This window comes from Mesorhizobium sp. P2_C4 (assembly GCF_056404575.1).
In genome coordinates this window covers 653328-680061 of record NZ_JBFUDT010000001.1, presented here as the reverse complement: position 1 = coordinate 680061, position 26734 = coordinate 653328, and the positions used below count along the sequence as shown (strand labels likewise).

Below are 26734 nucleotides of genomic sequence, written 5' to 3'. Positions count from 1 at the left end.
TTGGTTTGCCACGTGCAAAACCGGCAGGGGCATCCTATATGGAACCAACAATCCTTTTCGAGGCCCGTCGCGGCCCAAATTCTTCGAGGCATGACATGAGCGATGCACAGACGCAGATCCCCGTAACCGTTCTCACCGGCTATCTCGGCGCTGGCAAGACGACGCTGCTCAACCGCATCCTCTCGGAAAACCACGGCAAGCGCTACGCCGTCATCGTCAATGAGTTCGGCGAAATCGGCATCGACAACGAGCTGATCGTGGAATCCGACGAGGAAATCTACGAGATGAACAATGGCTGCGTCTGCTGCACGGTGCGCGGCGACCTGATCCGCGTCGTCGAGGGCCTGATGCGCCGCCCCGGCCGCTTCGACGCCATCGTTGTCGAGACCACTGGGCTCGCCGATCCGGTGCCGGTGGCGCAGACCTTCTTTATGGACGACGACGTGCGCTCCAAGACCAGGCTCGACGCGGTGGTGGCGCTGGTCGACGCCAAGCATCTGCCGCTGCGGCTGAAGGATTCGCGCGAAGCCGAAGACCAGATCGCGTTTGCCGACGTCATCGTTCTCAACAAGACCGATCTGGTGACGCCGGAAGAGCTCGCCAAGGTCGAGGCGACGATCCGCGCCATCAACCCGGCAGCGAGGATCCATCGCACCACGCGCGCCGGCGTGGCACTGACAGAAGTGCTCGACCGCGGCGCTTTCGATCTTTCGCGGGCGCTGGAGAACGATCCGCATTTCCTCGAGGCGCATGACGAGCATGATCATCATGACCATGACCACGATCATCACCACCATGATCATGACGGGCACGACCACGATCACGATGGGCACCATCATCACGCGCACCCGTCCGACATTCATGACGTGACAGTGCAATCGGTGTCGCTGCGCGGCGGCGAGATGGACCCGAAGAAATTCTTCCCCTGGATCGAGAAGATCACCCAGATGGAAGGCCCCAACATCCTGCGGCTGAAGGGCATCATCGCGCTCAAGGGCGACGACGAACGCTATGTTATCCAGGGCGTGCACATGATCATCGAAGGCGACCACCAGCGTGCCTGGAAAGATGGCGAGAAGCATGAGAGCCGGCTGGTGTTCATCGGCCGCGAGCTCGATGGCGAGCGGCTGAAGAAGAGCTTTGACGCCTGCCAGGCGGCTTGATTATGAGGCACTGGCGCCGGGCAATCTCGTTTCTGCGTCGCAACTCCTGTTTTGACGGTTGGCGCTGCCCCTCATCCGCCTGCCGGCACCTTCTCCCCGTATGGTGACGGGGAGAAGAGGGCTGGCAGCAACGCCGACGCCTATTCTGCAGCGCTGGAGATTGGCGAAACCATCCGCGACAGCTGCCTTTCTCCCCGTCACTATACGGGGAGAAATGTCCGGCAGGACAATGAGGGGCAGCGCCATCATTGGCGATCAGAGACAAGCGACTGCTCCGACTTGGCGACCCTCACGGTTGCCGGAACTGCAAACGTCGAGTAAGCCGCGCAGATGCCTCCGCACTCTCATCCAGCTGAACAAAGATAGTCATGCCCACAGTTGCCCCCCTTGATCTCGATGGCCATTGCGTCGCCGCCGTCTTCCTCGACAACGTGCCGCATTTTGCGCAGGCCGATGGTACGGTTCATCGGCTCGACCATGGCCACAAGACTATCCAGGCCAATGACGGGCTGCTCGCAGCGTTTCACGACGCGGCCAACGACCGGCTGATCACCGGCGGCGAGGATGGCAAGGTTTTCGCCGTCACCGCAGGCGGCAATGCCAGCGAACTGGCAACGGCCGGCAAAAAGTGGATCACCAGCGTTGCCGCCGGACCGCAAGGTGCCATCGCCTATGCCTCGGGCAAGACCGCCTTCGTGCGCTTTGCCGATGGCCGGACAAAAGAGTTTGCGCATCCGCGCTCGGTCGAGGGGCTGGCCTTCTCGCCCAAGGGCATGCGCTTCGGCGTCGCCCGCTACAATGGCGCGACGCTGCATTTCCCGGCGGCCGAGGGCAAGCCGGTGGAACTCGAATGGGCCGGCGCCCATACCGGCATGACCTTCTCGCCGGACGGCGCCTTCGTCGTCACCACGATGCAGGAAAACGCGCTGCATGGCTGGAAGCTCGCCGACGGCAAGCACATGCGCATGACCGGCTATCCCGGCAAGGTGAAAAGCCTGTCGTGGAGCGCCAAGGGCAAATGGCTGGCCAGCTCCGGCGCGCCGGCGGCGATCGTCTGGCCGTTTTCGGGCAAGGACGGGCCGATGGGCAAGGCGCCGCTGGAGCTCGGCACGCGCGGCAACGCCATGGTAACCGCGGTCGCCTGCCATCCGAGCCAGGATGTCGTTGCCGTCGGCTATGATGACGGCATGGTGATAGCGGTGCGTTTTGCCGACGCCAAGGAGGTGCTTTTGCGCCGGCCGGGCAAGGGCGCCATCACGTCGATGATGTGGGACAAGGAAGAGCGCCGCGTCGCCTTCGGCAGTGCGACCGGCGACTGCGGCGTCATCGACATTTCGGCCTAAACTCACCGCGCCCGCGCGGCCAGCCCGGCAGTCTTTCGCCGCAGCGACAGCCCGTCGCGCATGTTGCGCGACAAGAGCGCAATGTTGACGGCGCCGGCCGTCAGTTCGATCGCCTGGACGATGGTGAACAAGGTGTCGAAGCGACCGGCATCGGCAAGGCTGCTGAGCAGGAAGGCCGAGGGCACCAGCACCAGCAGCCCGTTGGCGGCGATGATGCGCATACGCTGCTTCTTGCGTGCGACGACCGGGCTTTTCCAACCCTTGCCGAGCGAGAGACCGGACGCGCCGGCGACGATCATTGCCGGGATGAGTACAGCCATGCCGGCCAGCACACAGTCTTTGACCGTGGTGATCGCAGCCTCGTCGCCGAGCAGTTCAACTGTCGCCGTCGACAGCCAGAAGGCCGAAACCGTGAGGAGCGCGATGGCGCCCGCCGCTGCGTGAATCAAGGTTTTCATTTTCATCTCCATAGCAAGCTATATATCATTGCATAGCATGCTATTCAACTGCTATCTCGCGGGCATGGCATTTCAGAAGGAACGCTCCGCAGGATTTCTGGCCAACCACATGGCGCGGCTGTTCGCCAACGGGTTGCAACAGCGCATCCGGCCGCTGGGGCTGGCGCCGGCGCAGTTCATGACGCTGCTGGCGCTGTGGGATGAAGATGGCCTGACGCAACGCGAACTCGTGCAGCGGCTCAGCGTCGAGCAAGCGACGATGGCCAACACGCTGATCCGCATGGAGCGCGACGGGCTCATCGAACGACGCTCACACCCCGAAGACGGGCGCTCGCAGTCGATCCATCTCACCCCAAAAGCCATTGGCCTGCGCGAACCCGCGACGCAGGCGGCGCGCTTACAGAACGAGGCAGCACTGGCCGGCTTCAGCGAGGACGAACGGCTGCTGTTTCTCGACCTGATGCGGCGCGCCATCGCCTCGATGCAGGCAGACTGATTTCCGATCGAGAAGAGCTACTCGGCCCCGCAGGATACTTTGCCGGTGACTTCAACCGGCTTGCCGTCCTGGTCCGTATCCGCCGCGGCGTCGTAGATGGCGAGGGTATAAAGCCCGTCATAGACGCCCTCGTCACTGGTCTTGGTCAGGATCGTCAGTTCGACCGAGTTGATGCGTTGCGCGACCTCGTGCTCGTGGTAGATGTTCAGCCGCAATTCCTTGTCGTCGAGCCAGTATTGCGTCAGGTTGGAATCCTCGAACACGGTCTTGCGCAGGCTGTCGCCGGCAGGCCTGCCGAGAATTTCCAGATCGCCGCGAAAGTTGAAGGTCGGCCCGCCCATGCCCCTGGTGACACCGGCTTCGACCTGGAATATCGCCGCCGCATCCTCGGTGGTGCACCAGATACCGCCACTCGCAAAGGCGGCGCCGGTCGACATAAGCAACGTCGCAGTGCAGATGATCGCCCGCATTTTTTCTCCCCCAAAGACCTAAGTCCAACCACATTGATGCCAGTCCGCACCCTGAGGTCAAGCGCCGGCTGCGTCTGCCGTGGCTGCTGAACCAATGCAGGGCAGCCAGGCGGCCAATTGCGGTTGCGGACCGCTGACGTCTACAGTGCCGGGCGAGAGGGTTCTTCATGCATTCAATCGACCATTCAACGACTTCCATTGGCGGCATCAGCCCCGCCCGCATCGCGGAATTGCGTGAGGCTGAGGCCTCCGTCTTCCGCAAGGCGCGGCCGAAATCGCTGTCCAAGGCCGGCAACGGCCTGCCCGGCTTCTTCGGCGGCGTGCCGATGCACTGGATGAACGACTGGCCGACGCCGTTTCCGATCCTGGTCGACAGCGCCAAGGGCGCCACCATCACCGATATCGACGGCAACAAGCTCGACGATTTCTGCCTCGGCGACACCGGCTCGATGTTCGGCCATTCGCCGCCACCGGTGGCGCGCGCGATCCGCCGCCAGGCCGGGCGCGGCCTGACCTACATGCTGCCTTCCGAAGATGCACTGGCCATCGGCCCGTTGCTGCAGCAGCGTTTCGGCCTGCCCTTCTGGCAGATCGCGACGACGGCGACCGACGCCAATCGTTTCGCGCTGCGCGTCGCCCGCGCCGTCACCGGAAGGGAAAAGATCCTGGTGTTCAATGGCTGCTATCATGGCTCGGTCGACGAGACGATGGTGCGGCTGGTCGACGGCATCCCGGTCAACCGGCCGGGACTGGCGGGGGAATTCCGCGACCTGACGCGGGCAACCAAGGTGATCGAATTCAACGATGTCCCGGCGCTTGAGGCCGCACTGAGGGATAAGGACGTCGCCTGCGTTATTGCCGAGCCGGTGCTGACCAATTCCTGCATGGTGCTGCCCGATTCTGGCTTCCACGACGCACTGCGGCGTCTCACCCGCGCGACCGGCACGCTGCTTTTGATCGACGAGACGCATACGATCTCGACCGGCCCCGGCGGCTACACAAAAAGATACGGGCTGGAGCCGGACTTTTTCGTGCTGGGCAAGCCGATCGCCGGCGGTGTGCCGGCCAGTGTATGGGGCATGAGCGACGACGTCGCCACGCGCTATGCCGCCTACAACAGGACCAAGGAGCCGGGCTATTCCGGCATGGGCACGACGCTGTCGGCCAACCCGCTGCAATTCGCAGCCATGCGCGCCACGCTCGAAGAGGTGATGACGCAAGAAAATTATGAGCGGATGGACCATCTGGCGCGGCGGCTCGACGCCGGGCTGACCGGCGTCATCGACCGCTACCGCTTGCCCTGGCATGTTTCCCGGGTCGGCGCCCGCGTCGAGTTCATCTGCGCGCCCGGCCCGCTCAGGAATGGCGGTGAGGCGGAAGCCGCGCACGCGCCCGAACTCGAAGCCGCGATCCATGTCACGCTGGTCAATCAGGGCGTGCTGATCGCGCCCTTCCACAACATGATGCTGATCTCGCCGGCGACCACCGGCGCCCAGGTCAACCGGTTGATCACCGCCTTCGCAGCGGTTGCGGCAAGGCTTGCGGCATGAGACAAGCGCGCATGCCGACAGCCACAGCGACCTCACCTTCGGGCTCGACTCCCAGCGAAGCCAAAGCCTTCCTCGCCGCGCATCCTGAAATCGAGGCCTTCGACATCGTGCTGACCGACGCCAATGGCGTCGGCCGCGGCAAGATCGTGCGCCGGCACGAGTTGATGAGCATTTTCGAGGGCGGCCGCCATATGCCGATCTCGATCCTCGGCCTCGACATCACCGGTGAGGATGTGCACGAGACCGGCTTGATCTGGACGACCGGCGACGGCGACCTCAGGGCATGGCCGATCCCCGGCACGCTGGTGCCGCTGTTTGGCACGCAGCCACCGCGCGGCCAGTTGCTGATGGCGATGTACATGCTCGACGGCCGGCCGATGTCGTCCGACCCGCGCCTGGCGCTGGCCCGCCAGGTCGACATACTGGCGGCCAAGGGCCTCTATCCCGCCGGCGCTTTCGAGCTCGAATTTTTTCTGCTGGCCAACGAACGCGACGCCGACGGCAAGGTGAAGCCGGCGGACGCCGTGCTCGACGGCCGCGTCTCGGGCAAGACCGAAGTCTATTCCGTCGACCATCTGCACGGCATGGAGCCGCTGTTTTCCGACATCTACGCCGCCGCCAAGGCGCAAGGCATCCCGGCTGAGACGGTCATTTCCGAATATGCGCCCGGCCAGTACGAGCTGACGCTGAATTACCGCAAGGACGTCATGCGGGCGGCCGACGACCTCGTCATGCTGAAGCGGCTGGTGCGGGCGCAGGCGCGCCGCCATGGCGTCACCGCCTGCTTCATGGCCAAGCCGATCGAGAAATATGCGGGATCGGGCATGCATTTCCATGTCTCGCTGCAGGACAAGGCCGGCAGGAACGTGTTTGCCGAAGCCGGCGGCGAAAGCTGGTCGCTGCCGTTGCTGCAGGGGCTCGGCGGCCTGATCCAGACCATGGCCGAATCGATGCTGGTGTTTGCGCCGCATGCCAATTCGTGGCGGCGCTTCGTTTCGCAATCCTATGCGCCGGTGGCGCCGACCTGGGGTGTCAACAACCGCTCGGTGGCGCTGCGCGTGCCGGCAGGCGATACTAAAAACCGGCGCATCGAGCATCGGCCATCGGGCGTCGACGCCAATCCCTATCTGATCGCGGCGACGGTGCTGGCCGGCATCGTCAAAGGTCTCGACGAAGGCCTCGACCCCGGCCCCGAAACCACCGGCAATGGCTATGAATCGGCAATCACCCGCACGACGATGCCGGTGGACTGGCGCGCCGCGATCGAAGCGGCAAGGGCGTCGACCTTCCTCAAAGGCGCGCTCGGCGAAGACCTGCACCGGACTTTCGTGGCGATCAAGCAATCCGAATATCTGCGCGTCGCGCGCACCGTCAGCGAGCTGGACTACCACCTCTATCTGCACGAGGTGTAGGCGGTCCGGCGCACAACTTCAGCGAATCAGGATCGCCCTGAGATCGTTGACATTCGTGCCCGTAGGCCCCGGTACAAACAGATCACCCACCGCATTGAAGGCCGTCCAGGCATTGTTGCCGGCCAGCATCGCCTTGGCGTCGACTCCCACTGCGCGCATCCGCGAAACGGTCGAACCGTCGGCGAAGGCGCCGGCATTGTCCTCCGAACCGTCAATGCCGTCAGTGTCTGCGGCCAGCGCATGGATGCCATGCGTGCCACTGATGCCGATGGCGAAGGCCAGCAGGAATTCGGAATTGCGGCCACCCTTGCCCTTGGCCCGCAAGGTTACAGTCGTTTCGCCGCCCGACAGGATCAGCACCGGCTTTTTGAACGGCCGGTTGCGAGTCGCCACTTCGCGCGCGATCGCCGCATGGATGCCACCGACCTCGCGCGCTTCGCCCTCGATGGAATCGGAGAGGATGACCGCTTCAACGCCCTGGCGCTTGGCTTCCGCTGCTGCTGCCTCCAGCGACACGCCGGCCGAAGCGATCAGATGCACTTCATTGCGAGCAAAGCGCGGATCGTCCTGCTGAGGCGCATCGGCAGCCGACGAATTGATATGCGCCATGACTGAGGCCGGCAGTTTCATGCCAGAGGCTGATATCGACGCCAGCGCGCCCGCGCGGCTGCCGGTATCCGGCACCGTCGGGCCGGAGGCAACCAGCGCCGGATTGTCGCCGGGGATGTCGGAGACGACCAACGAGACCACCCTGGCCGGATATGCTGCAGCTGCCAGCCGGCCGCCCTTGATGGTGGAGACGTGCTTGCGGATGGTGTTCATCGCCGCGATCGGCGCGCCGGAGGCAAGCAGTGCCTCGTTGACGGCGATCTCGTCCGCAAGCGTCAGGCTACCGGCAGGCGACGGCAGCAGCGCCGAGCCGCCGCCGGAAATCAGCGCCACGACCAGATCGTCCGCTGTCAGCCTCTGGACCTTGGCGAGCAGCCGCCGCGACGCTTCGAGGCCGGCGGCGTCCGGCACCGGGTGCGCCGCCTCGATGATCTCGATGCGCTCGCATTTCGCGCCATAGCCGTAGCGGGTGACGACCAGCCCTTCGATCGGCCCGTCCCACACTTTTTCGAAAGCCGCCGCCATCTGCGCCGAACCTTTGCCGGCGCCGACGACGATGGTGCGGCCCCTGGGCTTTGCCGGCAAATGATCCCTGATGGTTCGCTCGGGATCGGCGGCAGCCACAGCGGCATTGAAGATCGAAATGAGGAAGGGCTTGGGCTCGGTCATTTGGCTTCCGGCGGCAGTGTCAACTCGGCAGCGTCAAGGCGCAGGTAGTTGCAAATCGCTTCGACGACGACGCCATGGTCGTCACGCTCCGGCAGGCCGGAGACGGTAATCGCGCCGATGACGCCGGCGCCCTTGACATTTATGGGAAAGCCGCCGCCGGCCAGCACATAGTCTGCAATATCCAGACCCTCGCCAACCTTGAAGGTGCGGTCCGGGCGCTGCTGCTCCAGCACCATTCGATAGGTGCTTTTGAGAAACCGCTTCACCACGTTGATCTTGCGCCGCGCCCAGTCCGGATTGGAGGCGTTCGAGCCCGGCATCGCCGCGTAAAACAGCGGCCGGTCGAAGGTCCTGATGTCGACGATGATGGGGAAGTTCTCGGCCAGCGCACGGTCGCGGATGGCTGAACCGATCTTGAAGGCGACAGCCTCGTCAAAGGCCGGGAAGATCAGCGTCTCTTCCTGTTTCTGGATCAGAGCAATGTCGTCCGCAGCGGCCATTTTCTTTCTCCGAAAATCGTCACCCGTCGTTTGTACGACAAGCTTCGCCCGGTCAAGCTCCCGTCGCAGCGGTCGTCTTGCCCCGTCAGGGTCGACCCCCACTCCGTCGAGCTTCGCTCGACACCTCTCCCACGATCGACGGGGTAGAGGAAGGGCGCCAAGCTGTCCGAACCGGCGCCCGTCCTGCGAAGCCGAGGCCCTCTTCCTCTCCCTCCGGAGGGAGAGAGGTGGCGCCGCGAAGCGGCGACGGAGTGGGGGACCACTTGGCAACCAGGCGCAATGATCATCTTGTCCCGCGCGAAGATCGACCCCACTTCGTCGAGCTGCGATCCTCTCCCCTCGGGGTCGGGTCTCACCCCGCAATCATGTCGCTCTTCGCCGGTCTTCCCGCCACGTAAACCTCGTGCACGGCACGGTCGTCGCCCAGCGTCTGCAGCAGGAACAGTTCCTGCGCCAGCGTCTCCACCGTCTCCATGCGCAGCCGCATTGCCGGCGTGGCGCGGGCGTCGAGTACGACGATGTCGGCGTCAGTGCCTAGGTCCAGCGTGCCGACCTTTTCCGCCACCGACAGCGCCTCGGCATTGCCGCGGGTGAGCTGCCAGAAGGACTGGAAGGGATTCAACTTCTCGCCGTTCAGCGCGATCACCTTGTAGCCTTCGTCCATGGTGCGCAGCATCGAATAATTGGTACCGCCGCCGACATCGGTGGCGGCGGCGATCCGTAGCGGCTTGTCGCGGCGGCGAAAGCGCTGATAGTCGAACAGGCCTGAGCCAAGAAACAGGTTGGAGGTCGGGCAGAACACCGCCACCGAACCCGTATCCGAGAGAGCATCCGCCTCGCGTTCCGACAGATGGATGCAATGGCCGAATAGGCTCTTTTTGCCCAGCAGCCCATAGTGCTCGTAGACATCCGTGTAGTCGCGCGACCAGGGGTAGAGCTCCTGGGTGAAAGCGATCTCGGCGTGGTTTTCCGACAGATGCGTCTGCATATGCAGGTCGGGGTGTTCGCGGCAAAGCGCGCCGGCCATTTCCATCTGCTCGGGCGACGAGGTGATGGCGAAGCGCGGCGTGATGGCGTAGTGCTGCCGGCCCTTGCCGTGCCATTGTGCGATCAGCGCCTTCGAGTCGTCATAGCCCGATTGCGGCGTGTCGAGCACGCCGTCGGGCGCATTGCGGTCCATCATCACCTTGCCGGCGATGTTCAGCATGTTGCGGTCATGCGACTCGGCAAAGAACGCTTCGGCGGAAGCCTTGTGCACGGAACAATAGGCGGCGACGGTCGTCGTGCCATGGCGCAGCATCTCGTCGAGGAACAGCCGGGCGATGCGGCGGCCGTGCTGCGCATTGCTGAACTTCGTCTCTTCCGGGAAGGTGTATGTGTTCAGCCAGTCGAGCAGTTCGGCGCCATACGACGCAATGACCTGCATCTGCGGAAAATGCGCATGCGCGTCGATGAAACCAGGCAGCAGCAAATGCGGCCGATGGTCGATCTTTTTGACGCTCTCGCCGGCCTGCTTCTCGATTTGCGCAAAGGCGCCGGCAGCAACGATCCTGCCATCGCAGATCAACAGGCCACCATCCTCCTCGTAGCGCCAGGCGGCATGGTCGTCGATGCTTTCGGGCCAGCGCAGGAAGGACAGCGTGCGGCCGCGCAGAAGTGTTGATGTCATGCTTATTTACCTGCGCCTTCGAACCATGCCACCAACAATGCCCGCTCCTTGTCGGTAATCCCTGAGACATTGGCGGGTGGCATGGCGTGGCTGCGGCCGGCCTGCAGGTAGATCTCGCGCGCGTGTTCGGCGATGGCCGCATCGGTATCGAGCATCACGCCCTTGGGTGCGTGGTAAATGCCTTCGTAGCCCGGCTCCTCGGCATGGCACATGGAGCAGCGGCCGAGCACGGTGTCGCGCACCGCCGGGAAATGTGCGGAGGCGATGTAGACTTCTGCGGCGGCGGACGCCTTGGGCTCACCGGTCAGCACCTTCGGCGCGGTCGACAGCCAGATGATGATGACGAACAGCACGGCGGCTGCCATCCAGGTCCAGTGCGGGTTGCCGGCACGCTTGTGCACGGTGTTGAAATAATGCCGGATCAAGACGCCGATGATGAACACCAGCGAGGCAATGACCCAGTTGAACTCAGTGCCGAAGGCCAGCGGATAGTGGTTCGACAGCATCAGGAACAAAACCGGCAGCGTCAGGTAATTGTTGTGCAGCGAGCGCTGCTTGGCGATCTTGCCGTATTTCGGATCGGGCTTGCGGCCGGCGATCAGGTCGGCAACGACGATCTTCTGGTTGGGGATGATGACCATGAAGACGTTGGCCGACATGATCGTGGCGGTGATGGCGCCCAGATGCAGGAAGGCGGCGCGGCCGGTGAACAGGTGCGTCAGACCCCAGGCGATGAACACCAGCACGCCGTAGAGCACCAGCATCAGGCCGGTGTCGCTTTTTCCCAATGGCGAGCGGCAGAGAAGATCGTAGACCACCCAGCCGACGCCAATCGTCGCCATCGACAGCAGAATGCCTGTCGGCACCGACATCGGCAGCACATTGGGATCGATCAGGAACAGGTCGGCGCCGGCGTAATAGACGACGCACAGCATGGCGAAGCCGGACAGCCAGGTGGCGTAGGATTCCCATTTGAACCAGGTCAGGTGCTCGGGCATTTCGGCCGGCGCCACCAGATATTTCTGGATGTGGTAGAAGCCGCCGCCGTGCACCTGCCATTCCTCGCCGAACGCGCCGGCGGGCAGGCCCGGACGCTGGCGCAAGCCGAGATCGAGCGCGACGAAGTAGAAGGAGGAGCCGATCCAGGCGATGCCGGTGACGACATGCAGCCAGCGCACGGCGAAACTCAGCCATTCCCAGAAAATTGCGAAATCCATCATTGAAGTCGTCCCTGCCGATCGGCTGACTTTACGGACTGGGGCGCAAACGGAAAGGGGCGAGGTGCACGATGACTTTCAAAAAAAAATGGAAAATACTAAGCTGATCCCACGCAGCTGCATGAGAGCCACGGAATCCGCATGGCCTATCTCGATAACATCGCCGTCTTCGTCCGCGTCGTCGAACTCGGCAATCTGTCGGCGGCGGGCCGCGATATGCGCATTTCGCCGGCGGTCGCCTCCAACCGCATCAAGGAACTGGAAAAACACCTGGGCGTCAGGCTGTTCAACCGCACGACGCGGCAATTGATGCCGACCGAACACGGCACGGTGTTTTACGCGGGCGCCAAGCAGGTGCTGGAGGCGATTACCGAGGCGGAAGCCGCCGTCTCAGCATTGTCAGGCCAGCCGCGCGGCACGATCAAGGTGACGGCGCCGCTTGGCCTCGGCCGCCGGCTGGTGGCATCGGGCATTCCCGACTTCCATGACAAATACCCCGACATCGAGGTGCGGCTGCGGCTCTCCGACCACAATGTCGATATCATGAAGGAGGGCATCGACGTCGCCTTCCGGCTCGGCATCATCGAGGATTCCAGCCTGCGCATGCGCGGCATCATGGAATGCGAACGGGTGCTGGTGGCGGCGCCGAAATATCTGGAGGCGCGCGGCGAACCCGCCGTGCCGCAAGAGCTGATCGGCAAGAAGCATGACTGCCTGATGCTGCGCTACTCCGGCGCGCGCGAATATGTGTGGACGCTGCAGACGCCGACCGGCCCACAGAAATTCGAGGTGCACGGACCCTACGACACCGATGATGGCGACGTGCTGACCGGCTGGGCGCTGTCGGGCCGCGGCATCATCAACAAGCCGCGCTTCGAGGTCGAGCCGTTCATCCGCGACCAGCGACTGAAGGTGATCCTCGCCAACACGCCGCCGACACCGGTCCAGTTCGCCGCCGTCTACCCGCACAAGAAGCTGCAGGACCCAAAAGTGCGGCTGCTACTCGATTTCATGGCCGAGCGCTGCCAGCGGCTGATCAAGGATTTGCTGGCCGGCAAGTGAGGGGCGGTTGGCCCAGCGCCGCCGGTTGCCATCCCCTGATGTGGCGAACATAGTTCCGGCATATCGTCTTGCAGGGACCATCGATGAACAACGGCACCAAAATGCATCTTGCCGTTTCGCCGGTCCCTGACACTTCATCCGCAACCGAGCCCGCATTCGATCAGCTGTCTCGCTTCGTGCAAAAGGCCGAAGCAGCCGAGCTGGACATGGTGCTGCTTGCCGATGCCGCGCCGGCCGCAGGCAGCGACGCATCGAACCGGCAAGTGCCCTTTGAAGCGACGACCTTGCTGGCGGCACTGGCGACAGTGACGAGCCGGATCGGGCTCGTTGCCAGCGCCTCGACGCTTGCCCACCAGCCCTACAATCTGGCGCGCCGTTTCGCTTCGCTCGATCTCATCAGCCGTGGCCGCGCCGGTTGGCACGCGACCATGGCGCAGGCGGCACGCGAGGCGGCCAATTTCAGCCGGCCGGAAGGGTTTTCCGGCGACGATTTTCGTCGCCGCACGGAGGAATATATCGGCATCGTTCAAGGCTTGTGGCATGGCTGGGATGCGGACGCGCTGTTGTTCGACAAGAGCGGCGGCCGCTTCCACGACCCCGAAAGGATGCACCTGCTCGACCACAAGGGCGCGTTTTTCTCCGTGCGCGGGCCGCTGAACGTCGCGCGCTCACCACAGGATACGCCGGTGCTGGTGCTGTCCGGCGTGGCGGAGCCCGAGATGAATATTGCTGCCCGCACCGCCGATGTCATCCTGCTGAACGAGAGGCCGGCCGAGCGTACGAAGGCAATTTATGACGATCTGAAGCGCCGTGCGCTGGCGTTCGGTCGCGATCCCGGCGCGGTGAAGGTGCTGATGACTACAGGGCTGGATATCAACGGCACCGACGTCTTCGCGGACAGGCTCGAATCGGGCTTTCGGTCGAAAAGCTGCGATGGTTTCAACCTTCTGATGCCGCCGTCGGCCCTCGACGATTTCGTCGATCTCGTTTTGCCGGAGTTGCGGCGACGCGGCCTTGTTAGGTCGAGCTATCGTGGAGCGACGCTGCGGTCGCATCTCGGCGGAGGCGACCAATGATCCGCCAGATGAAGCTCGGCGCCTTCCTCTGGGCGACGGGCCACCACATTGCCGCCTGGCGCCACCCCAAGGCGCATGTCACAGCGGGCATCGATATCGATCACTACATCCAGCTGGCGCGCACAGCGGAGGCGGCGAAATTCGACATGATCTTCTGCGAGGACGCCGCCGGCCTGCGCGAGGCCAACGTCGGCATCGCCAGCCAGACCTCGCGCTCGATCGGTTTTGAACCGATCAGCCTGCTTTCGGCACTGGCGGTCCAGACCAGCCGCATCGGCCTCGTCTCCACGGCGTCGACGAGCTACAACGAACCTTACGGGCTGGCACGGACCTTCCTGTCGCTCGATCATCTGAGCGGCGGCCGCGCCGGCTGGAACCTTGTGACGTCGGCCAGTCCCATCGAAGCCGCCAATTTCGGCTCGACCGGCCTCAAACCCCATGCCGACCGCTATGAGCGGGCGCGAGAATTCGCCGAAGTGGTCACCGGACTTTGGCATGGCAAGCTGGACGGCGGTCACAACGGTCAGAGTTTTTCGGTGCACGACCCGCTCGACCTGCCGCGCTCGCAGCAGGGCGCGCCGGTGACGGTGCAGGCCGGCGCCTCGGATGTCGGCCGCGACCTGGCCGCCCGCAGCGCCGATGTCGTGTTCACGGCGGCGCAGACTTTTGAAGAAGCCAAGGCCTTCTACGATGACCTGAAGGGGCGCATGGCGGCCTATGGGCGCGAGCCGGACGACATCAAGATCATGCCGGGCGTGGCGCCAGTGGTGGCGGAAACGGAAGCCGAAGCCCGCGAGAAATATGAGGAATTGCAGGAGCTGATCCCCGACGATGTCGGCGTAGCACTGCTGTCCAGTTATCTCAGCATTTCCGATCTGTGGCGCTACCCGATCGATGGGCCGCTGCCGGAGCTGCCAGAGAGCGAGGGGATGAAAAGCCGGCAGGCGCTGGTCGTCGAGCAATCGCGCCGCGACGGCCTTTCCATCCGTCAGCTTGCCCGTCATTTCGCCGGCGCGCGCGGCCATTGGCGCATCGTCGGCACGGCGGCACAGGTCGCCGACGAATTGCAGGCGCGGTTCGAAGGTGGGGCGGCCGACGGCTTCAACGTCATGCCGTCCTGGTTCCCGGGCGAACTCGATGCCTTTGCCACGCTCGTTGTGCCGGAACTGCAGCGGCGCGGCCTGTTTCGCAAGGAGTATGAAGGCCGCACGCTGCGCGACCATCTCGGCTTGAAGCGGCCGGCGTGAGGTCCGGCAGCGTCTACGCCATCATCCGGGCGGTTCCCGAGACCCTGATCGAGCTGCCTGGCTGAGGCGGAATGTCGGCATGCAAACGCGAACGCATGCCCATATCCTCGCCCTGGACGATATCAATCGCGCCGCCATGCGGCCAGCCAAGGTCGCGCAGATAGCCGGCAAACGCCGCCGTCGAGGCACCGGTCGCCGGATCCTCATAGACGCCGCCGGAGGCAAACGGGTTGCGGGTGTGGAACAGCCGCGGCGTTTCGGCGTATGCGAGCAGGATGGTAACCAGCCCTTCGCGCCGCATCAGAGCCTGACCGGCTTTCAGCTCATAGGCCATGGCGGCCAGAGCCTGGCGCGACTTCAGCGCCAGCACGAGGTGGTCGGCACCGCCATGGATCAGCGCCGGTGGAATGGCCGGATCGAGATCGCTTGCGGAATAGCCGAACAGCGCCACCGCCTCGGCGACCAGTTTCTGCGGAGCAGGTTTGCTGTGGGTCGGCGGCGACTGCAACGCGGCGGCGACATTCGCACCGTCGCGAAAACCTTCCACAGTGATTTTGGCCTGGTTGAGGATCAACGCGAAAACGCCGCCGCCAAACTGCCGGACCAGCGCCGCGCCCAGGGCGATGGTGGCGTGCCCGCAGAACGGAACTTCCGATTCCGGCGAGAAATAGCGGACGCGCCAGCTATCGCCATCGGGAGCGGCAAAGGCGGTTTCGGAGAAACCGACTTCAGCCGCGACGCTCTGCATCTTGGCGGCATCGGGCAGGACATCGCCAATCAGCACTCCAGCGGGATTGCCGCCGCTGTCGCCATCGGAAAAGGCCGCGATTCTCAATACGTCCATGTGTCTCTGCCTCATGCTGCAAGGGAGGCAGGAAACACCTTCTCAGCTCATTTGAGAACCTGGGAAAGCGAGGAGCTGCTGTGACTTTTGCTCACAGCCTGCAAACCGCGTCAACCAGCCATCGCCTTGTCGTGAGACGCCGGGTACGAGACGGCTGATGCGGCCGCGTGGGTGACCAGCGCCGTCATGATCTCGGCGGCCGCGAGCGCCGCGATCACCTGCGGCCGCTTGTCCTTGACCGTATCGCCGCCGATCGGCGAGACGAGCCGGGCAAACTCCGCCTCGCTGCCATCCGCCGACTTCAGGAACCAGCTTTTGAACGTCGCCTTTTTGGTCTTCGAGCCGATCATGCCGACATAGGCGGCATCGTCACGTTTCAGCGCCTCGGCGACGATCAGGAAATCCAGCGCGTGGTCGTGGGTGAGGATGGCGAAGGCGGTTCCAACAGGGGCCTTGCGCACCATCGCTTCGGGCATCGGCGTCAGACTGGTTTCGACCGTTTCCGGCATGCCCTCCAGCGCTTCGGCTCGCGTCTCGATGACCACGACATGCACCGGCAGCAAGGCCGCTGCCGAGGCCAGTGCCTGGCCAACATGGCCACCGCCGAAGATGTAGACGTGCGGCAGTTGCGCTTCCTCGGCTTCCGTCGCCGCAACCAGCTCCTGCGCCAGCGCCGCGTCGACCAGCCGGATCAGCACTTCGACCCTGCCGCCGCAGCACTGGCCGATTTCGGGCCCGAGCGGCACATCGAGGGTGGCGCAGATTTCGTCGACCTCGATGCGGGCTTCTTTACCCACCATCTGCCTGGCCTTGTCGATCGCCATATATTCGAGCTGGCCGCCGCCGATCGTGCCTAAAATCGCCGATGCCGAGACGAGCATGAAGGCGCCCTTCTCACGTGGCGTCGACCCTTTCGTCCCGGCAACCTCGACCAAAGCGACGCGGCCTTGACCGGCAAGGAAGTCTTTCAGGCTTTGCACTTTCGAGTTCATCATTCGCATTCCCGTACGGGAAACATAGGCTTTTTCGGCCCGATTTGCACGCATTGCCAACTCTGGGGCCAGACTCAGGCCTTCAGCCGCTCGATCGCCATCAGCACGCGTTCCGGTGTTGCCGGGGCGTCGAGGCGCGGACAGACCTTGTGGTCGGCGACGCTCGCCACCGCGTCCGACAGCGCATGCAGCACCGACATGCCGAGCGGGAACGGCGGCTCGCCGACCGCCTTGGAGCGGTGGATCGTCGGCTCACCGGCTTCCGGCCAGTCGGCCAGCGTCACATTGAAGATTTTCGGCCGGTCGGAGGCGAGCGGGATCTTGTAGGTCGACGGCGCATGGGTGCGCAGCCGACCCTTGGCGTCCCACCAAAGTTCCTCTGTCGTCAGCCAGCCCATGCCCTGGATGAAGCCGCCCTCGACCTGGCCGAGATCGATGGCGCGGTTCAGCGAGCGGCCGGTCTCGTGCAGAATGTCGGTGCGCTCGACCATGTATTCGCCGGTCAGCGTGTCGACCGAGACTTCCGAGCACGAGGCGCCATAGGCGAAATAGTAGAACGGGCGACCCTCGCCCTTGTCGCGGTTCCAGTGGATTTTCGGCGTCTTGTAGAAGCCCGCCGCCGACAGCTGGATGCGGGCCATATAGGCCTGCTTGACCAGATCGGCGAAAGGGATCTCCTGGTTGCCGATGCGCACGCGGTTGGGCAGGAACACCACCTGATCGCGCGGCACCTGGTATTTTTCGGCGGCGAAATTGGTCAACCGGTCCTTGATCTGCCGCGCGCCGTTCTGCGCCGCCATGCCATTCAGGTCGGTGCCGGACGATGCTGCCGTGGCCGAGGTGTTCGGCACCTTGCCGGTCGTCGTCGCAGTGATCTTGACCTGGTCGAGATCGATCTGGAACTCTTCGGCCACCACTTGCGCCACCTTGACGTAGAGGCCTTGCCCCATCTCGGTGCCGCCATGGTTCAGATGCACCGAACCATCGGTATAAACATGCACCAGCGCGCCGGCCTGGTTGTAATGGGTGGCGGTGAACGAGATGCCGAACTTGACCGGCGTTAGTGCCAGGCCGCGCTTGATGTAGCGGCTGTTGGCGTTGAAGGCCTCGATGGTGCGGCGGCGCCTGGCATAGTCGGAACTCGCCTCCAGCTCGGCGACGATGCGGTGGATGATGTTGTCCTCGACCGTCTGGTGGTAGGGCGTGACGTTGCGGTCACTGGTGCCATAGAAATTCTGCTTGCGGATTTCGAGCGGGTCCTTGCCGACGGCGAAGGCGACCTCGTCGATGACGCGCTCGGCGCCGACCATGCCTTGCGGGCCGCCAAAGCCACGGAAGGCGGTGTTCGATACGGTGTTGGTGTAGAGCGGCGCCGACTGGGCGTGCACCGCCGGCCAGAAATAGGTGTTGTCGCAATGGAACAGCGCGCGGTCGGTGACCGGGCCGGACAGGTCCGACGAGAAGCCGCAGCGCGCCGCGAACATGAAATCGACGCCTAAAATGTTGCCGTCATCGTCGAAGCCGACCTCGTAGTCGACGAGGAAGTCGTGGCGCTTGCCGGTGGCGATCATGTCGTCGTCGCGGTCGGGCCGGATTTTCACGGCGCGATGGTGTTTTTTCGCGGCGATGGCGGCCAAAGCGGCAAACTGGTTGCCTTGCGTTTCCTTGCCGCCGAAGCCGCCGCCCATGCGGCGGATCTCCACCGTGATGGCGTTGCTCGGCACACCGAGCGCATGGCTGACCATGTGCTGCACTTCGCTCGGATGCTGGGTCGAGGAATAGATGGCGACGTCCTGGTCCTCGCCCGGAACGGCCATGGCGATATGGCCTTCGAGGTAGAAGTGTTCCTGGCCGCCGATGCGCATTTTTCCCTTGAGCCGGCGCGGCGCGGCCTTGATCGCGGCCGCGGCGTCGCCGCGCCTCAGCGTTAGCGGCGGCGTGACCAGCTTGTCCTTTTTCGGGTTGAGTTCCCCGATGTCGGTGACGAAGGGCAATTCCTGGTATTCGACCTTGGCCAGCCTTATCGCCCGGCGGGCCTGCTCGCGGGTTTCGGCAATGACGCAGAAGATCGGCTGGCCATAGAATTGCACCTTGCCGTCGGCAAGCACCGGCTCGTCGTGACGGCCGGTCGGCGAAATGTCGTTTTCGCCAGGTATATCCTTGGCCGTCAGCACATCGACGACGCCAGGCGCCGAGCGCACCGCCGACAGGTCCATTTTCGTGATGGTGGCATGCGTGGCCGTGCACAGCCCGAGGCAGCCATGCAGCGTGCCGGCCGGTTCCGGCATGTCGTCGATATAGATCGCGGTGCCGCTGACATGCTTGTGCGCGGAATCATGGCGCTGGTCGGAGGCAACGCCGCCGGAGATTTTTTGCGCCTTGAGATTGGGGGTGGCGTGCTTGTTCATCAGGCCGCCTCGTTCCGTGAAACCTGAAATGGCGCTCCGGTATCGCTGGTCTCGGCAAAGAAGCGCAACAGCAGGTTCTTTGCCGCCAGCGCCCGGTATTCGGCGCTTGCCCGCATATCGGTCAGCGGGGTGAAATCATTTGCGTATTCGGCCATCGCCGCCTCGACCGTGGCCTCCGTCCAGGGCTTGCCGAGCAGCGCCTGCTCGACACCGAGGGCCCGTTTCGGCGTCGCCGCCATGCCGCCATAGGCGATGCAAATGTCAGCCACCGTACCGTCTTTTGCCAGATCCAGGAAAAACGCGCCGAGTGCCGCGGTGATGTCCTCGTCGCGGCGCTTGGTGATCTTGTAGACGGCAAACTTTGTCCCTTTGGCCGGCACAGGGACATGCACGGCCTCGACGAATTCGCCGGCTTTACGGTCCTGCTTGCCGTAGGCGATGAAGAAGTCCTCGAGCGGGATCGTGCGCCGCTTCTTGCCCTTGCGCAGCGTCAGCTGCGCGCCGAGTGCGATCAGCGGCGGCGGGGTGTCGCCAATCGGCGAGCCGTTGGCGATGTTGCCGCCGATGGTGCCCATGTTGCGCACCTGCTCGCCGCCGATGCGGTCAAACAGCGGCCCGAGCGCCAGAATGCGCTTCGCCAGCGTCGCAAAGGCATCGCTGTAGGTGACACCGGCGCCGATCGAGATCACGCCCTTGTCCTCGGAGATCGTGCAGAGACCGTCGAGATTGCCGATGAAGACCACTGGCGAGATATCGCGCATGTGCTTGGTCACCCACAGGCCGACATCGGTCGAACCGGCGACGATGGTGGCGCCCGGCTGCTTGTCGAGCACGCTGGCCAGGTCATCGGCATCGGCCGGTACGATGAGCCGCGCCTTGCCGGCGCCGATCTCGACGCGCGACCCGTCTTTCATCGCCGCAAGCTTTGCGGTGATCGCCTTGCGCTCCGCCGCCAGCGGGTCCTTTGCCGCCTTGCCGTAGCCGGAAATGGCGCGTGCGGCGCGCATGATCGCCTCGTAGCCGGTGCAGCGGCAGAGATTGCCTTGCAGCGCCTTTTCGATTGCCGCATCCGATGGCTCCGGCGAGCGCATCCACAGGCCATAGAGCGACATGACGAAGCCCGGCGTGCAGAAGCCGCATTGCGAGCCGTGGAAATCGACCATCGCCTGCTGCACAGGGTGTAGTTTTTCTCCGTCGCCGCGAAGATGCTCGACGGTGACGACATGGGTGGCGTCGAGCGAGCCGAGGAAGCGGATGCAGGCATTCACGCTTTCGTAGACCAGTTTGCCGGTGCTGAGCCTGCCGACCAGCACGGTGCAGGCGCCACAATCACCTTCGGCGCAGCCTTCCTTGGTGCCGCGCAGCGAACGGTTCAGCCGCAGCCAGTCGAGCAAGGTCTCGTCGGGCGCAACCGTGGTCAGCGCGACATCCTCGCCATTGAGGATGAAGCGGATCTCGTTGCGTATCTTGGCCTTGGCCATGCCTCAACTCCCCCTGTAGGTCGAATAGCCGTAGGGCGAGACCAGCAGCGGCACGTGATAGTGCACCGGCTCGGCCATGCCGAAGCGGATCGGCACGACGTCGAGGAAGGCCGGTTCCGGCAGTTTTGTCCCCTGTTGGCGCAGATAATCGCCAGCGGCAAACACCAGTTCATATTCGCCGGCGCGGAATTCCGCACCGGCCAGCAGCGGCGCATCGCAGCGGCCGTCGGCGTTGGTCACGACCGTCTTCAGATGCGTCCGCGCCTGGCCATCGAGATGATAAAGTGCAATCGACAGGCCCGCCGCCGGTCTGCCGGTCGCGGTGTCGAGGACATGCGTCGTCAGACGCCCGCCATCGGCTTTCGACGTTTCAGCCACTGGCTGTCTCCCATTCGGTACAATCGAACATGCTGATGAATTGTGCGCCAATTAAAGGCGATGCATAAGTCCCGGTCGAGCGGAGCAGGACAAAAACACTTTCAAAAATTTTCGGGGGAATGCGCAGGCAACCCTTTCGACTATCCTCATCACAACATCGGGGCAGGAGTGACGATGCGTTACATGAGAGACATGCGCGGCTACGGCGCCAATCCGCCGGATCCGAGATGGCCCGGCGGGGCGCATGTCGCAGTGCAGTTCGTCGTCAACTACGAGGAAGGCGGTGAGAACTGCGTGCTGCATGGCGACAAGGCTTCGGAAGCCTTCCTGTCCGAGATCGTCGGCGCCGCACCCTGGCTTGGCCAGCGCCACTGGAACATGGAATCGATCTACGAATACGGCGCCCGCGCCGGTTTCTGGCGATTGCTGCGCCTGTTCACCGAAGCGCAAGTGCCGATCACCTGCTATGGCGTCGCCTCAGCCCTTGCCCGTTCGCCCGACCAGGTCGCGGCAATGCAGGAGGCCGGCTGGGAAATCGCCTCGCACGGGCTGAAGTGGATCGACTATCGCGACCATGCCGTGGAAGACGAGCGCCGCGACATGGAAGAAGCGATCAAGCTGCACTACGAGGTCACAGGCGCACGGCCTACCGGCTGGTACACCGGCCGCACCTCGATCAACACCGTGCGGCTGGCTGCGGAAGAAGGCGGCTTCGACTATGTCTCCGATACTTATGACGACGAGTTGCCTTATTGGTTCGAGCATGACGGGCCGGACGGTGCCGGCAAGCCGCAGCTCATCATCCCCTACACACTCGACGCCAACGACATGCGCTTTGCCACGCCGCAAGGCTTCAATTCGGGCGACCAGTTCTTTGCCTACCTGAAAGACAGTTTCGACACGCTCTATGCCGAGGGCAAGGCCGGGCGGCCGCGCATGATGAACATCGGCCTGCACTGCCGCCTTGTCGGGCGGCCGGGCCGGGTGGCGGCATTGAAGCGCTTCGTCGACTACGTCAAATCGCATGACAAGGTCTGGCTGGCGCGGCGCGTCGACATCGCAAAACACTGGCAGGCGACGCACCCGTTCCGGTTGCCGGCGCTGCGCCCGTCGAAGATGGAGTTCGAGGCCTTCGTCCATGCCTTCGGCGGCGTCTTCGAACATTCGCCATGGATCGCCGAGCGCGCCTATGAGCTGGAGCTTGGCCCGGCGCATGACAGTGCCGGCGGGTTGCACAATGCACTGTGCCGCATCTTTCGCGCCGCCAGCGAGACCGAACGCCTTGCGGTGCTCAACGCCCATCCCGACCTTGCCGGCAAGCTGGCAAAGGCCAGGCGGCTGACGGCGGAATCGACAAAGGAACAGGCATCGGCCGGGCTCGATGCGCTGACCGACAAGGAGCGTGAGCTGTTTTCCAAGCTCAATGCCGCTTACGTCACCACCTTCGGCTTCCCCTTCATCATCGCGGTGAAAGGCAAGACCAAGGAGGAGATCCTGGCGGAGTTCGAAGCGCGTATCGGCAACAACCGCGCCACCGAATTCGAAACCGCCTGCAAACAGGTCGAGCGCATCGCATTGCTTCGGCTCAAGGACATGCTTCCGCAATAGGTTTGAACTCAAATGGATACGATCAAGATGGCGGATACAATCAAGATGGCTGGCCGAACCTATTACGCGCCGCAGGGCGGCCACCCCGGCCAGAGCGAACTTTTGACCGGCCGCGCCGTCTTCACCGAGGCCTATGCCATCATCCCTCGCGGGGTGATGCAGGACATCGTCACCAGCGCCTTGCCGTTCTGGGACAAGACCCGCGTCTGGATATTGTCGCGCCCGCTGTCAGGCTTTGCCGAGACGTTTTCGCAATACATCGTCGAGATCGCACCCGGCGGCGGCAGCGATCGGCCTGAACCCGATGAAGTCGCCGAGGGCGGCCTGTTCGTGGTCGAGGGCGAACTCAGCGTGTCCGTCGGCGGCAAGACGCACGTGATGCGTCCCGGCGGCTTTGCCTTCCTGCCGCCGGCCAGCGGCTGGACGGTTCGCAACGAAAGCAAGGAGGCTGTCCGTTTCCACTGGATCCGCAAGGCTTACGAGGCGGTCGAGGGCATCGAGACGCCGGAAGCCTTCTTCACCAACGAGCAGGACATCGCGCCGACGCCGATGGCCGGCACCGAGGGTCGGTGGGCGACGACGCGCTTCGTCGATCCGGCCGATATGCGCCACGACATGCACATCACCGTGGTGACGCTGGAGCCGGGCGCGGTCATCCCCTTCGCCGAGACCCATGTCATGGAACACGGCCTCTATGTGCTGGAGGGCAAGGGCGTCTACCGGCTCAACCAGGACTGGGTCGAGGTCGAGGCCGGCGACTATATGTGGCTGCGCGCCTTCTGCCCGCAGGCCTGTTATGCCGGCGGGCCGGCCAAATTCCGCTATTTGCTCTACAAGGACGTCAACCGCCACGCCAAGCTTGGCGGGGCGGGCATTGGCGGTCGCGCGCGGTGACCCGCATCGTTGCGCGGCCGCTGACCCGCGAGAGCTTTGCCGAGTTCGGTGATGTCATCGATATGGGTGGCGACAACCACTACCCGATCAATGGCGGCCGGGCCGAGCGCTATCACGATCTCGCCACCGCAGAGGCCCAGGGGCCGAACGCGCGCGTGCTGATCTCGATGGTGCGCGGCACGCCCTACGACATGCCGCTGAAGCTGACCATGGTCGAGCGCCATCCTTTCGGTAGCCAGGCCTTCATTCCGCTGTCTCCGCGCCCGTTCCTGGTCGTCGTCTGCCATGATGGCGCCGAAGGCCCCGGCGAACCGCATGCCTTCATCACCGCGCCAGGCCAAGGCATCAACTACCCGCGCAATCTGTGGCACGGCGTGCTGACGCCGATCGGCGAGGCGCAGGACTTCCTGATCGTCGACCGCGGCGGCGACGGCTCAAACCTCGAAGAGTGCCATTTCTCGCACGCCTACGAGATCCATCTTCCCGACGGAAAGTAACAATGACCGACATTTCGCTGATCGACCGCCTGCTCGACGTCATCGAGCACGACATCGTGCCGAAGACGGCTGAGGGTGTCGCCCATGGCAACAAGCTGTTCGGCGCGGCGATCCTGAGGAAGGACGACCGCTCGCTGGTGCTGGCCGAGACCAACAACGAGATGGAAAACCCGCTCTGGCATGGCGAAGTGCATTGCCTGAAGCGCTTCTACGAAATGCCCCGGGCCGAGCGCGTCGATACGAAAGACGCCATCTTCATTGCCACGCACGAACCTTGTTCGCTTTGCCTGTCGGCGATCACCTGGACCGGCTTCGACAATTTCTACTATTTGTTCAGCCACGAGGATTCGCGCGACTCCTTTGCCATCCCGCACGATCTGAAGATTCTGAAAGAGGTCTTCACGCTCGACCCCGGCGGCTACAATGCCGAGAACGCCTATTGGAAGAGCTTTTCGATTCGCAGGCTGGTGCGAACGCTGCCCGAGGCAGAACGCCGGCGGCTGGAAGCCCGGGTCGGCGCAATCTCCACCCGTTACGACGAGCTCTCCGGCGTTTATCAGGGGAGCAAGGCCGAGAACGACATTCCGCTGAACTGACGCGGATTGACCAGCCGAATTCGTTGGCTGGCCCATGACGCGATCCGGCCGCCTCCATCATGTGACGCTCCTGGAGTGCGTTCGCATGAAAATCGTCACCGAGTTCCCCCGCAAAGTCGTCGAATTTCCAGCAATGGGGATTGTCATGCCGGATGGATGCCGGCTGTCGGCGCGGGTGTGGATGCCGGAGGATGCCGGCGACGATCCGGTGCCGGCGATCCTCGAGCACCTGCCCTACCGCAAGCGCGACGGCACCATCTTTCGCGACCAGCTGACGCATCCGTATTTCGCAGGCCACGGCTATGCCTCGATCCGTGTCGACATGCGCGGCAATGGCGATTCCGAAGGGCTGATGGACGACGAATATTCCGAGCAGGAATTGCAGGATGCCTACGACGTCATCGCCTGGGCGGCATCGCAGCCCTGGTGCAACGGCAATGTCGGCATGATGGGCATTTCCTGGGGCGGCTTCAACTGCCTGCAGGTGGCCGCGATGCAGCCGCCGGCGCTGAAGGCGGTGATCAGCATCTGTTCGACGGTCGACCGCTATGCCGACGACATCCACTACAAGGGCGGCTGCCTGCTGATCGAGAATTTCGGCTGGGCCTCGACCATGCTGTCCTATTCGTCGCGGCCGCCGGACCCGCTCTTCATCGGCGACAAAAGGTGGCGCGACCTTTGGCTGACCCGGCTGGAGAACCAGCCTTTTCTCGCGCCGCTGTGGCTGAAGCACCAGCACCGCGACGCCTATTGGAAGCGTGGCTCGATCTGCGAGGACTATTCCGCCGTCAAGGCGGCGGTGCTGTCGATCGGCGGCTGGCATGACGGCTATCGCAACACGATCTCGCATCTCGCCGCCAACATCGAAGCGCCCGTCAAGGGCATTGTCGGCCCGTGGATCCACAAATACCCGCATTACGCAGCACCAAAGCCCGCCATCGGCTTCCTGCAAGAAGCGTTGCGCTGGTGGGACCGCTGGCTGAAGGGCGTAGACACCGGCGTCGAGGGCGACCCGGCCTACCGCGCCTATGTGATGGACAGCGTTCGCCCCGCGCGCTGGCATCCCGAGCGGCCGGGCCGCTGGGTCGCCGAACAGGAATGGCCGTCGCCAAACATCAAGACGCAAACGATCGAGCTGATCCCCGAGGGCAGCAAGCCGTCCATCGTCGCCTCGCCGCAAAGCTGCGGTCTGGCCGGCGGCGAATATTTCCCCTTCACCTTCGGCCCGGAACTGCCCGGCGACCAGCGCCCCGACGATGCGCTGTCGGTGTGTTTCGACCAGCCGGCGCTGACCGAGGCGATCGACATCGTCGGCGCCCCGGAAGTTCTGGTCAGGGTTTCTTCGGACCGGCGCCAGGCCAACATCGCGGTCCGGCTGTGCGACGTGCACCCGGACGGCGCCTCGGAGCTGATCTCCTACGGCGTGCTCAACCTCACGCACCGCAACTCGCATGAATTCCCCGAGGCGTTGGTAGCAGGGGAAACCGTGTCCGCTCGCGTCGTGCTCGACCAATGCGCCTACCGCGTGCCGGCCGGCCATCGCCTGCGCATTGCCGTTTCGAACGCATACTGGCCGATGATCTGGCCATCGCCGGAGCCGGTCCAGCTGAACCTGTCGGCCGCGACGCTCATGCTGCCGCAGCGCCCGCTGGCGAAAGGCGACGAAGTAACCTTCCCTTCGCCGGAGGCAGCCTCGCCCTGGGCGACGAAGTTAGTCCGTGCCGCCAATTCCGAGCGTCACGTCGACCGCGACGAGAAGACCGGGGTCGTCTCGCTTTCCATCGTCGACGATTTTGGCGCAGTGCACGATCTCGAGCATGGCCTGGAAAATGGCAGCGTCGCCCGCGAGACCTGGACGATCCATCCTGACAAGCCGCTGTCAGCCTCGGGCAAAACCCACTGGACGCAGACATTGTCGCGAAATGGATGGTCGGTACGCACCGAAACCTTTGCCGAAATGCGCTCCGATGCACAAAGCTTCACGCTTAGCGCCAGAATCGAAGCCTACGAGGGTGAAATCCTGGTTTTCGAACGCGATTTCAAAGAGACGATCCCACGCGCCCTGCTCTGAGCGCCCATTCGGGGTTTCAAGGTT

Annotated in this window: 24 protein-coding genes; 13 read left to right on the top strand and 11 right to left on the bottom strand. The window is 63.9% G+C overall.

Annotated features, from left to right (window positions below):
- Positions 1 to 95 precede the first annotated feature (95 nt).
- A complete protein-coding gene (locus AC1DX6_RS03340; protein WP_477311192.1) occupies positions 96 to 1163 on the top strand; it encodes a CobW family GTP-binding protein in 1068 nt (355 codons plus the stop codon).
- A gap of 368 nt (positions 1164 to 1531) precedes the next feature.
- Positions 1532 to 2506, top strand: a complete 975-nt coding sequence (locus AC1DX6_RS03335) for a WD40 repeat domain-containing protein (RefSeq protein WP_477311190.1) — start codon at positions 1532 to 1534, stop codon at positions 2504 to 2506.
- A gap of 2 nt (positions 2507 to 2508) precedes the next feature.
- Here AC1DX6_RS03335 and AC1DX6_RS03330 read toward each other — a convergent pair whose 3' ends face one another.
- The gene (locus AC1DX6_RS03330; RefSeq protein WP_477311188.1) at positions 2509 to 2964 is read right to left on the bottom strand and encodes a hypothetical protein; all 456 of its coding nucleotides are present in this window, start codon (positions 2962 to 2964) and stop codon (positions 2509 to 2511) included.
- Between the two features lie 64 nt (positions 2965 to 3028).
- Between AC1DX6_RS03330 and AC1DX6_RS03325 the strand changes: the two genes are divergently transcribed.
- On the top strand, positions 3029 to 3460 hold the full coding sequence (locus tag AC1DX6_RS03325; RefSeq protein WP_477311186.1) for a MarR family winged helix-turn-helix transcriptional regulator: 432 nt from the start codon (positions 3029 to 3031) through the stop codon (positions 3458 to 3460).
- A 17-nt stretch (positions 3461 to 3477) separates the two neighbouring features.
- On the opposite strand, the gene AC1DX6_RS03320 is transcribed toward AC1DX6_RS03325, so the two are convergent.
- Positions 3478 to 3930, bottom strand: coding sequence for a hypothetical protein (locus tag AC1DX6_RS03320; protein ID WP_477311184.1), 453 nt, complete (start codon positions 3928 to 3930; stop codon positions 3478 to 3480).
- Positions 3931 to 4097: 167 nt separating this feature from the next.
- Between AC1DX6_RS03320 and AC1DX6_RS03315 the strand changes: the two genes are divergently transcribed.
- Both AC1DX6_RS03315 and AC1DX6_RS03310 read left to right on the top strand, forming a co-directional pair.
- Positions 4098 to 5480 carry an aspartate aminotransferase family protein gene (locus AC1DX6_RS03315; protein ID WP_477311182.1) on the top strand — a complete coding sequence of 461 codons (1383 nt, stop codon included), beginning with the start codon at positions 4098 to 4100 and terminating at the stop codon, positions 5478 to 5480.
- Between the two features lie 11 nt (positions 5481 to 5491).
- Complete coding sequence (locus tag AC1DX6_RS03310) at positions 5492 to 6892, top strand: glutamine synthetase family protein (protein ID WP_477311180.1); 1401 nt, start codon at positions 5492 to 5494, stop codon at positions 6890 to 6892.
- Between the two features lie 18 nt (positions 6893 to 6910).
- Here the strand turns inward: AC1DX6_RS03310 and AC1DX6_RS03305 are convergent, their stop codons facing one another.
- From AC1DX6_RS03305 to AC1DX6_RS03290, 4 genes are all read right to left on the bottom strand, one after another.
- Entirely contained in the window at positions 6911 to 8170 is a 1260-nt protein-coding gene (locus AC1DX6_RS03305; protein ID WP_477311178.1) for a glycerate kinase type-2 family protein, read from the bottom strand.
- Positions 8167 to 8670 carry a heme-degrading domain-containing protein gene (locus AC1DX6_RS03300; protein ID WP_477311176.1) on the bottom strand — a complete coding sequence of 168 codons (504 nt, stop codon included), beginning with the start codon at positions 8668 to 8670 and terminating at the stop codon, positions 8167 to 8169. The genes AC1DX6_RS03305 and AC1DX6_RS03300 overlap by 4 nt, the downstream gene beginning before the upstream one ends.
- Before the next feature lie 352 nt (positions 8671 to 9022).
- The gene (guaD, locus tag AC1DX6_RS03295) at positions 9023 to 10339 is read right to left on the bottom strand and encodes a guanine deaminase (RefSeq protein WP_477311174.1); all 1317 of its coding nucleotides are present in this window, start codon (positions 10337 to 10339) and stop codon (positions 9023 to 9025) included.
- Positions 10340 to 10341: 2 nt separating this feature from the next.
- On the bottom strand, positions 10342 to 11559 hold the full coding sequence (locus tag AC1DX6_RS03290; RefSeq protein WP_477311172.1) for a urate hydroxylase PuuD: 1218 nt from the start codon (positions 11557 to 11559) through the stop codon (positions 10342 to 10344).
- 138 nt (positions 11560 to 11697) lie between these two features.
- Here AC1DX6_RS03290 and AC1DX6_RS03285 point away from each other — a divergent pair, with 138 nt between their 5' ends.
- The 3 genes from AC1DX6_RS03285 (at position 11698) to AC1DX6_RS03275 (ending at position 14941) form a co-directional block, all read left to right on the top strand.
- Positions 11698 to 12618: a LysR family transcriptional regulator gene (locus AC1DX6_RS03285; protein ID WP_477311170.1), complete on the top strand. Its 921-nt coding sequence runs from the start codon at positions 11698 to 11700 to the stop codon at positions 12616 to 12618.
- A gap of 83 nt (positions 12619 to 12701) precedes the next feature.
- On the top strand, positions 12702 to 13694 hold the full coding sequence (locus AC1DX6_RS03280) for an LLM class flavin-dependent oxidoreductase (protein WP_477311168.1): 993 nt from the start codon (positions 12702 to 12704) through the stop codon (positions 13692 to 13694).
- Complete coding sequence (locus tag AC1DX6_RS03275) at positions 13691 to 14941, top strand: LLM class flavin-dependent oxidoreductase (protein WP_477311166.1); 1251 nt, start codon at positions 13691 to 13693, stop codon at positions 14939 to 14941. The genes AC1DX6_RS03280 and AC1DX6_RS03275 overlap by 4 nt, the downstream gene beginning before the upstream one ends.
- 13 nt (positions 14942 to 14954) lie before the next feature.
- On the opposite strand, the gene AC1DX6_RS03270 is transcribed toward AC1DX6_RS03275, so the two are convergent.
- From AC1DX6_RS03270 to uraH, 5 genes are all read right to left on the bottom strand, one after another.
- Positions 14955 to 15785: a PhzF family phenazine biosynthesis protein gene (locus AC1DX6_RS03270; RefSeq protein ID WP_477311164.1), complete on the bottom strand. Its 831-nt coding sequence runs from the start codon at positions 15783 to 15785 to the stop codon at positions 14955 to 14957.
- A gap of 110 nt (positions 15786 to 15895) precedes the next feature.
- Positions 15896 to 16777, bottom strand: coding sequence for a xanthine dehydrogenase accessory protein XdhC (gene xdhC, locus AC1DX6_RS03265; protein ID WP_477311889.1), 882 nt, complete (start codon positions 16775 to 16777; stop codon positions 15896 to 15898).
- A 74-nt stretch (positions 16778 to 16851) separates the two neighbouring features.
- Positions 16852 to 19185 (bottom strand): xanthine dehydrogenase molybdopterin binding subunit, encoded by a 2334-nt coding sequence (gene xdhB / locus AC1DX6_RS03260; RefSeq protein WP_477311162.1) that lies wholly within the window; start codon positions 19183 to 19185, stop codon positions 16852 to 16854.
- The gene (xdhA, locus tag AC1DX6_RS03255; RefSeq protein ID WP_477311160.1) at positions 19185 to 20666 is read right to left on the bottom strand and encodes a xanthine dehydrogenase small subunit; all 1482 of its coding nucleotides are present in this window, start codon (positions 20664 to 20666) and stop codon (positions 19185 to 19187) included. The genes xdhB and xdhA overlap by 1 nt, the downstream gene beginning before the upstream one ends.
- A 3-nt stretch (positions 20667 to 20669) precedes the next feature.
- Positions 20670 to 21044, bottom strand: coding sequence for a hydroxyisourate hydrolase (gene uraH / locus AC1DX6_RS03250; RefSeq protein ID WP_477311158.1), 375 nt, complete (start codon positions 21042 to 21044; stop codon positions 20670 to 20672).
- 174 nt (positions 21045 to 21218) lie between these two features.
- Here uraH and puuE point away from each other — a divergent pair, with 174 nt between their 5' ends.
- The 5 genes from puuE to AC1DX6_RS03225 all read left to right on the top strand — a co-directional run bounded on the left by puuE (position 21219) and on the right by AC1DX6_RS03225 (position 26710).
- Positions 21219 to 22652, top strand: coding sequence for an allantoinase PuuE (gene puuE / locus AC1DX6_RS03245; protein WP_477311156.1), 1434 nt, complete (start codon positions 21219 to 21221; stop codon positions 22650 to 22652).
- Positions 22653 to 22697: 45 nt separating this feature from the next.
- Entirely contained in the window at positions 22698 to 23546 is an 849-nt protein-coding gene (locus tag AC1DX6_RS03240; RefSeq protein WP_477311888.1) for a bifunctional allantoicase/(S)-ureidoglycine aminohydrolase, read from the top strand.
- A complete protein-coding gene (locus AC1DX6_RS03235) occupies positions 23543 to 24043 on the top strand; it encodes an ureidoglycolate lyase (RefSeq protein WP_477311154.1) in 501 nt (166 codons plus the stop codon). The genes AC1DX6_RS03240 and AC1DX6_RS03235 overlap by 4 nt, the downstream gene beginning before the upstream one ends.
- A 2-nt stretch (positions 24044 to 24045) precedes the next feature.
- On the top strand, positions 24046 to 24639 hold the full coding sequence (locus tag AC1DX6_RS03230; RefSeq protein ID WP_477311152.1) for a nucleoside deaminase: 594 nt from the start codon (positions 24046 to 24048) through the stop codon (positions 24637 to 24639).
- Positions 24640 to 24724: 85 nt separating this feature from the next.
- Complete coding sequence (locus tag AC1DX6_RS03225) at positions 24725 to 26710, top strand: CocE/NonD family hydrolase (protein WP_477311150.1); 1986 nt, start codon at positions 24725 to 24727, stop codon at positions 26708 to 26710.
- The last annotated feature ends 24 nt before the right edge of the window (positions 26711 to 26734 follow it).

Bases quoted from the DNA above. Each gene is read 5' to 3' on its own strand.
- AC1DX6_RS03340 (WP_477311192.1), top strand. From the start codon at position 96: ATGAGCGATGCACAGACGCAGATCCCCGTAACCGTTCTCACCGGCTAT.
- AC1DX6_RS03335 (WP_477311190.1), top strand. From the start codon at position 1,532: ATGCCCACAGTTGCCCCCCTTGATCTCGATGGCCATTGCGTCGCCGCC.
- AC1DX6_RS03330 (WP_477311188.1), bottom strand. From the start codon at position 2,964: ATGAAAACCTTGATTCACGCAGCGGCGGGCGCCATCGCGCTCCTCACG.
- AC1DX6_RS03325 (WP_477311186.1), top strand. From the start codon at position 3,029: ATGGCATTTCAGAAGGAACGCTCCGCAGGATTTCTGGCCAACCACATG.
- AC1DX6_RS03320 (WP_477311184.1), bottom strand. From the start codon at position 3,930: ATGCGGGCGATCATCTGCACTGCGACGTTGCTTATGTCGACCGGCGCC.
- AC1DX6_RS03315 (WP_477311182.1), top strand. From the start codon at position 4,098: ATGCATTCAATCGACCATTCAACGACTTCCATTGGCGGCATCAGCCCC.
- AC1DX6_RS03310 (WP_477311180.1), top strand. From the start codon at position 5,492: ATGCCGACAGCCACAGCGACCTCACCTTCGGGCTCGACTCCCAGCGAA.
- AC1DX6_RS03305 (WP_477311178.1), bottom strand. From the start codon at position 8,170: ATGACCGAGCCCAAGCCCTTCCTCATTTCGATCTTCAATGCCGCTGTG.
- AC1DX6_RS03300 (WP_477311176.1), bottom strand. From the start codon at position 8,670: ATGGCCGCTGCGGACGACATTGCTCTGATCCAGAAACAGGAAGAGACG.
- guaD (WP_477311174.1), bottom strand. From the start codon at position 10,339: ATGACATCAACACTTCTGCGCGGCCGCACGCTGTCCTTCCTGCGCTGG.
- AC1DX6_RS03290 (WP_477311172.1), bottom strand. From the start codon at position 11,559: ATGATGGATTTCGCAATTTTCTGGGAATGGCTGAGTTTCGCCGTGCGC.
- AC1DX6_RS03285 (WP_477311170.1), top strand. From the start codon at position 11,698: ATGGCCTATCTCGATAACATCGCCGTCTTCGTCCGCGTCGTCGAACTC.
- AC1DX6_RS03280 (WP_477311168.1), top strand. From the start codon at position 12,702: ATGAACAACGGCACCAAAATGCATCTTGCCGTTTCGCCGGTCCCTGAC.
- AC1DX6_RS03275 (WP_477311166.1), top strand. From the start codon at position 13,691: ATGATCCGCCAGATGAAGCTCGGCGCCTTCCTCTGGGCGACGGGCCAC.
- AC1DX6_RS03270 (WP_477311164.1), bottom strand. From the start codon at position 15,785: ATGGACGTATTGAGAATCGCGGCCTTTTCCGATGGCGACAGCGGCGGC.
- xdhC (WP_477311889.1), bottom strand. From the start codon at position 16,777: ATGAACTCGAAAGTGCAAAGCCTGAAAGACTTCCTTGCCGGTCAAGGC.
- xdhB (WP_477311162.1), bottom strand. From the start codon at position 19,185: ATGAACAAGCACGCCACCCCCAATCTCAAGGCGCAAAAAATCTCCGGC.
- xdhA (WP_477311160.1), bottom strand. From the start codon at position 20,666: ATGGCCAAGGCCAAGATACGCAACGAGATCCGCTTCATCCTCAATGGC.
- puuE (WP_477311156.1), top strand. From the start codon at position 21,219: ATGCGTTACATGAGAGACATGCGCGGCTACGGCGCCAATCCGCCGGAT.
- AC1DX6_RS03240 (WP_477311888.1), top strand. From the start codon at position 22,698: ATGGCTGGCCGAACCTATTACGCGCCGCAGGGCGGCCACCCCGGCCAG.
- AC1DX6_RS03230 (WP_477311152.1), top strand. From the start codon at position 24,046: ATGACCGACATTTCGCTGATCGACCGCCTGCTCGACGTCATCGAGCAC.
- AC1DX6_RS03225 (WP_477311150.1), top strand. From the start codon at position 24,725: ATGAAAATCGTCACCGAGTTCCCCCGCAAAGTCGTCGAATTTCCAGCA.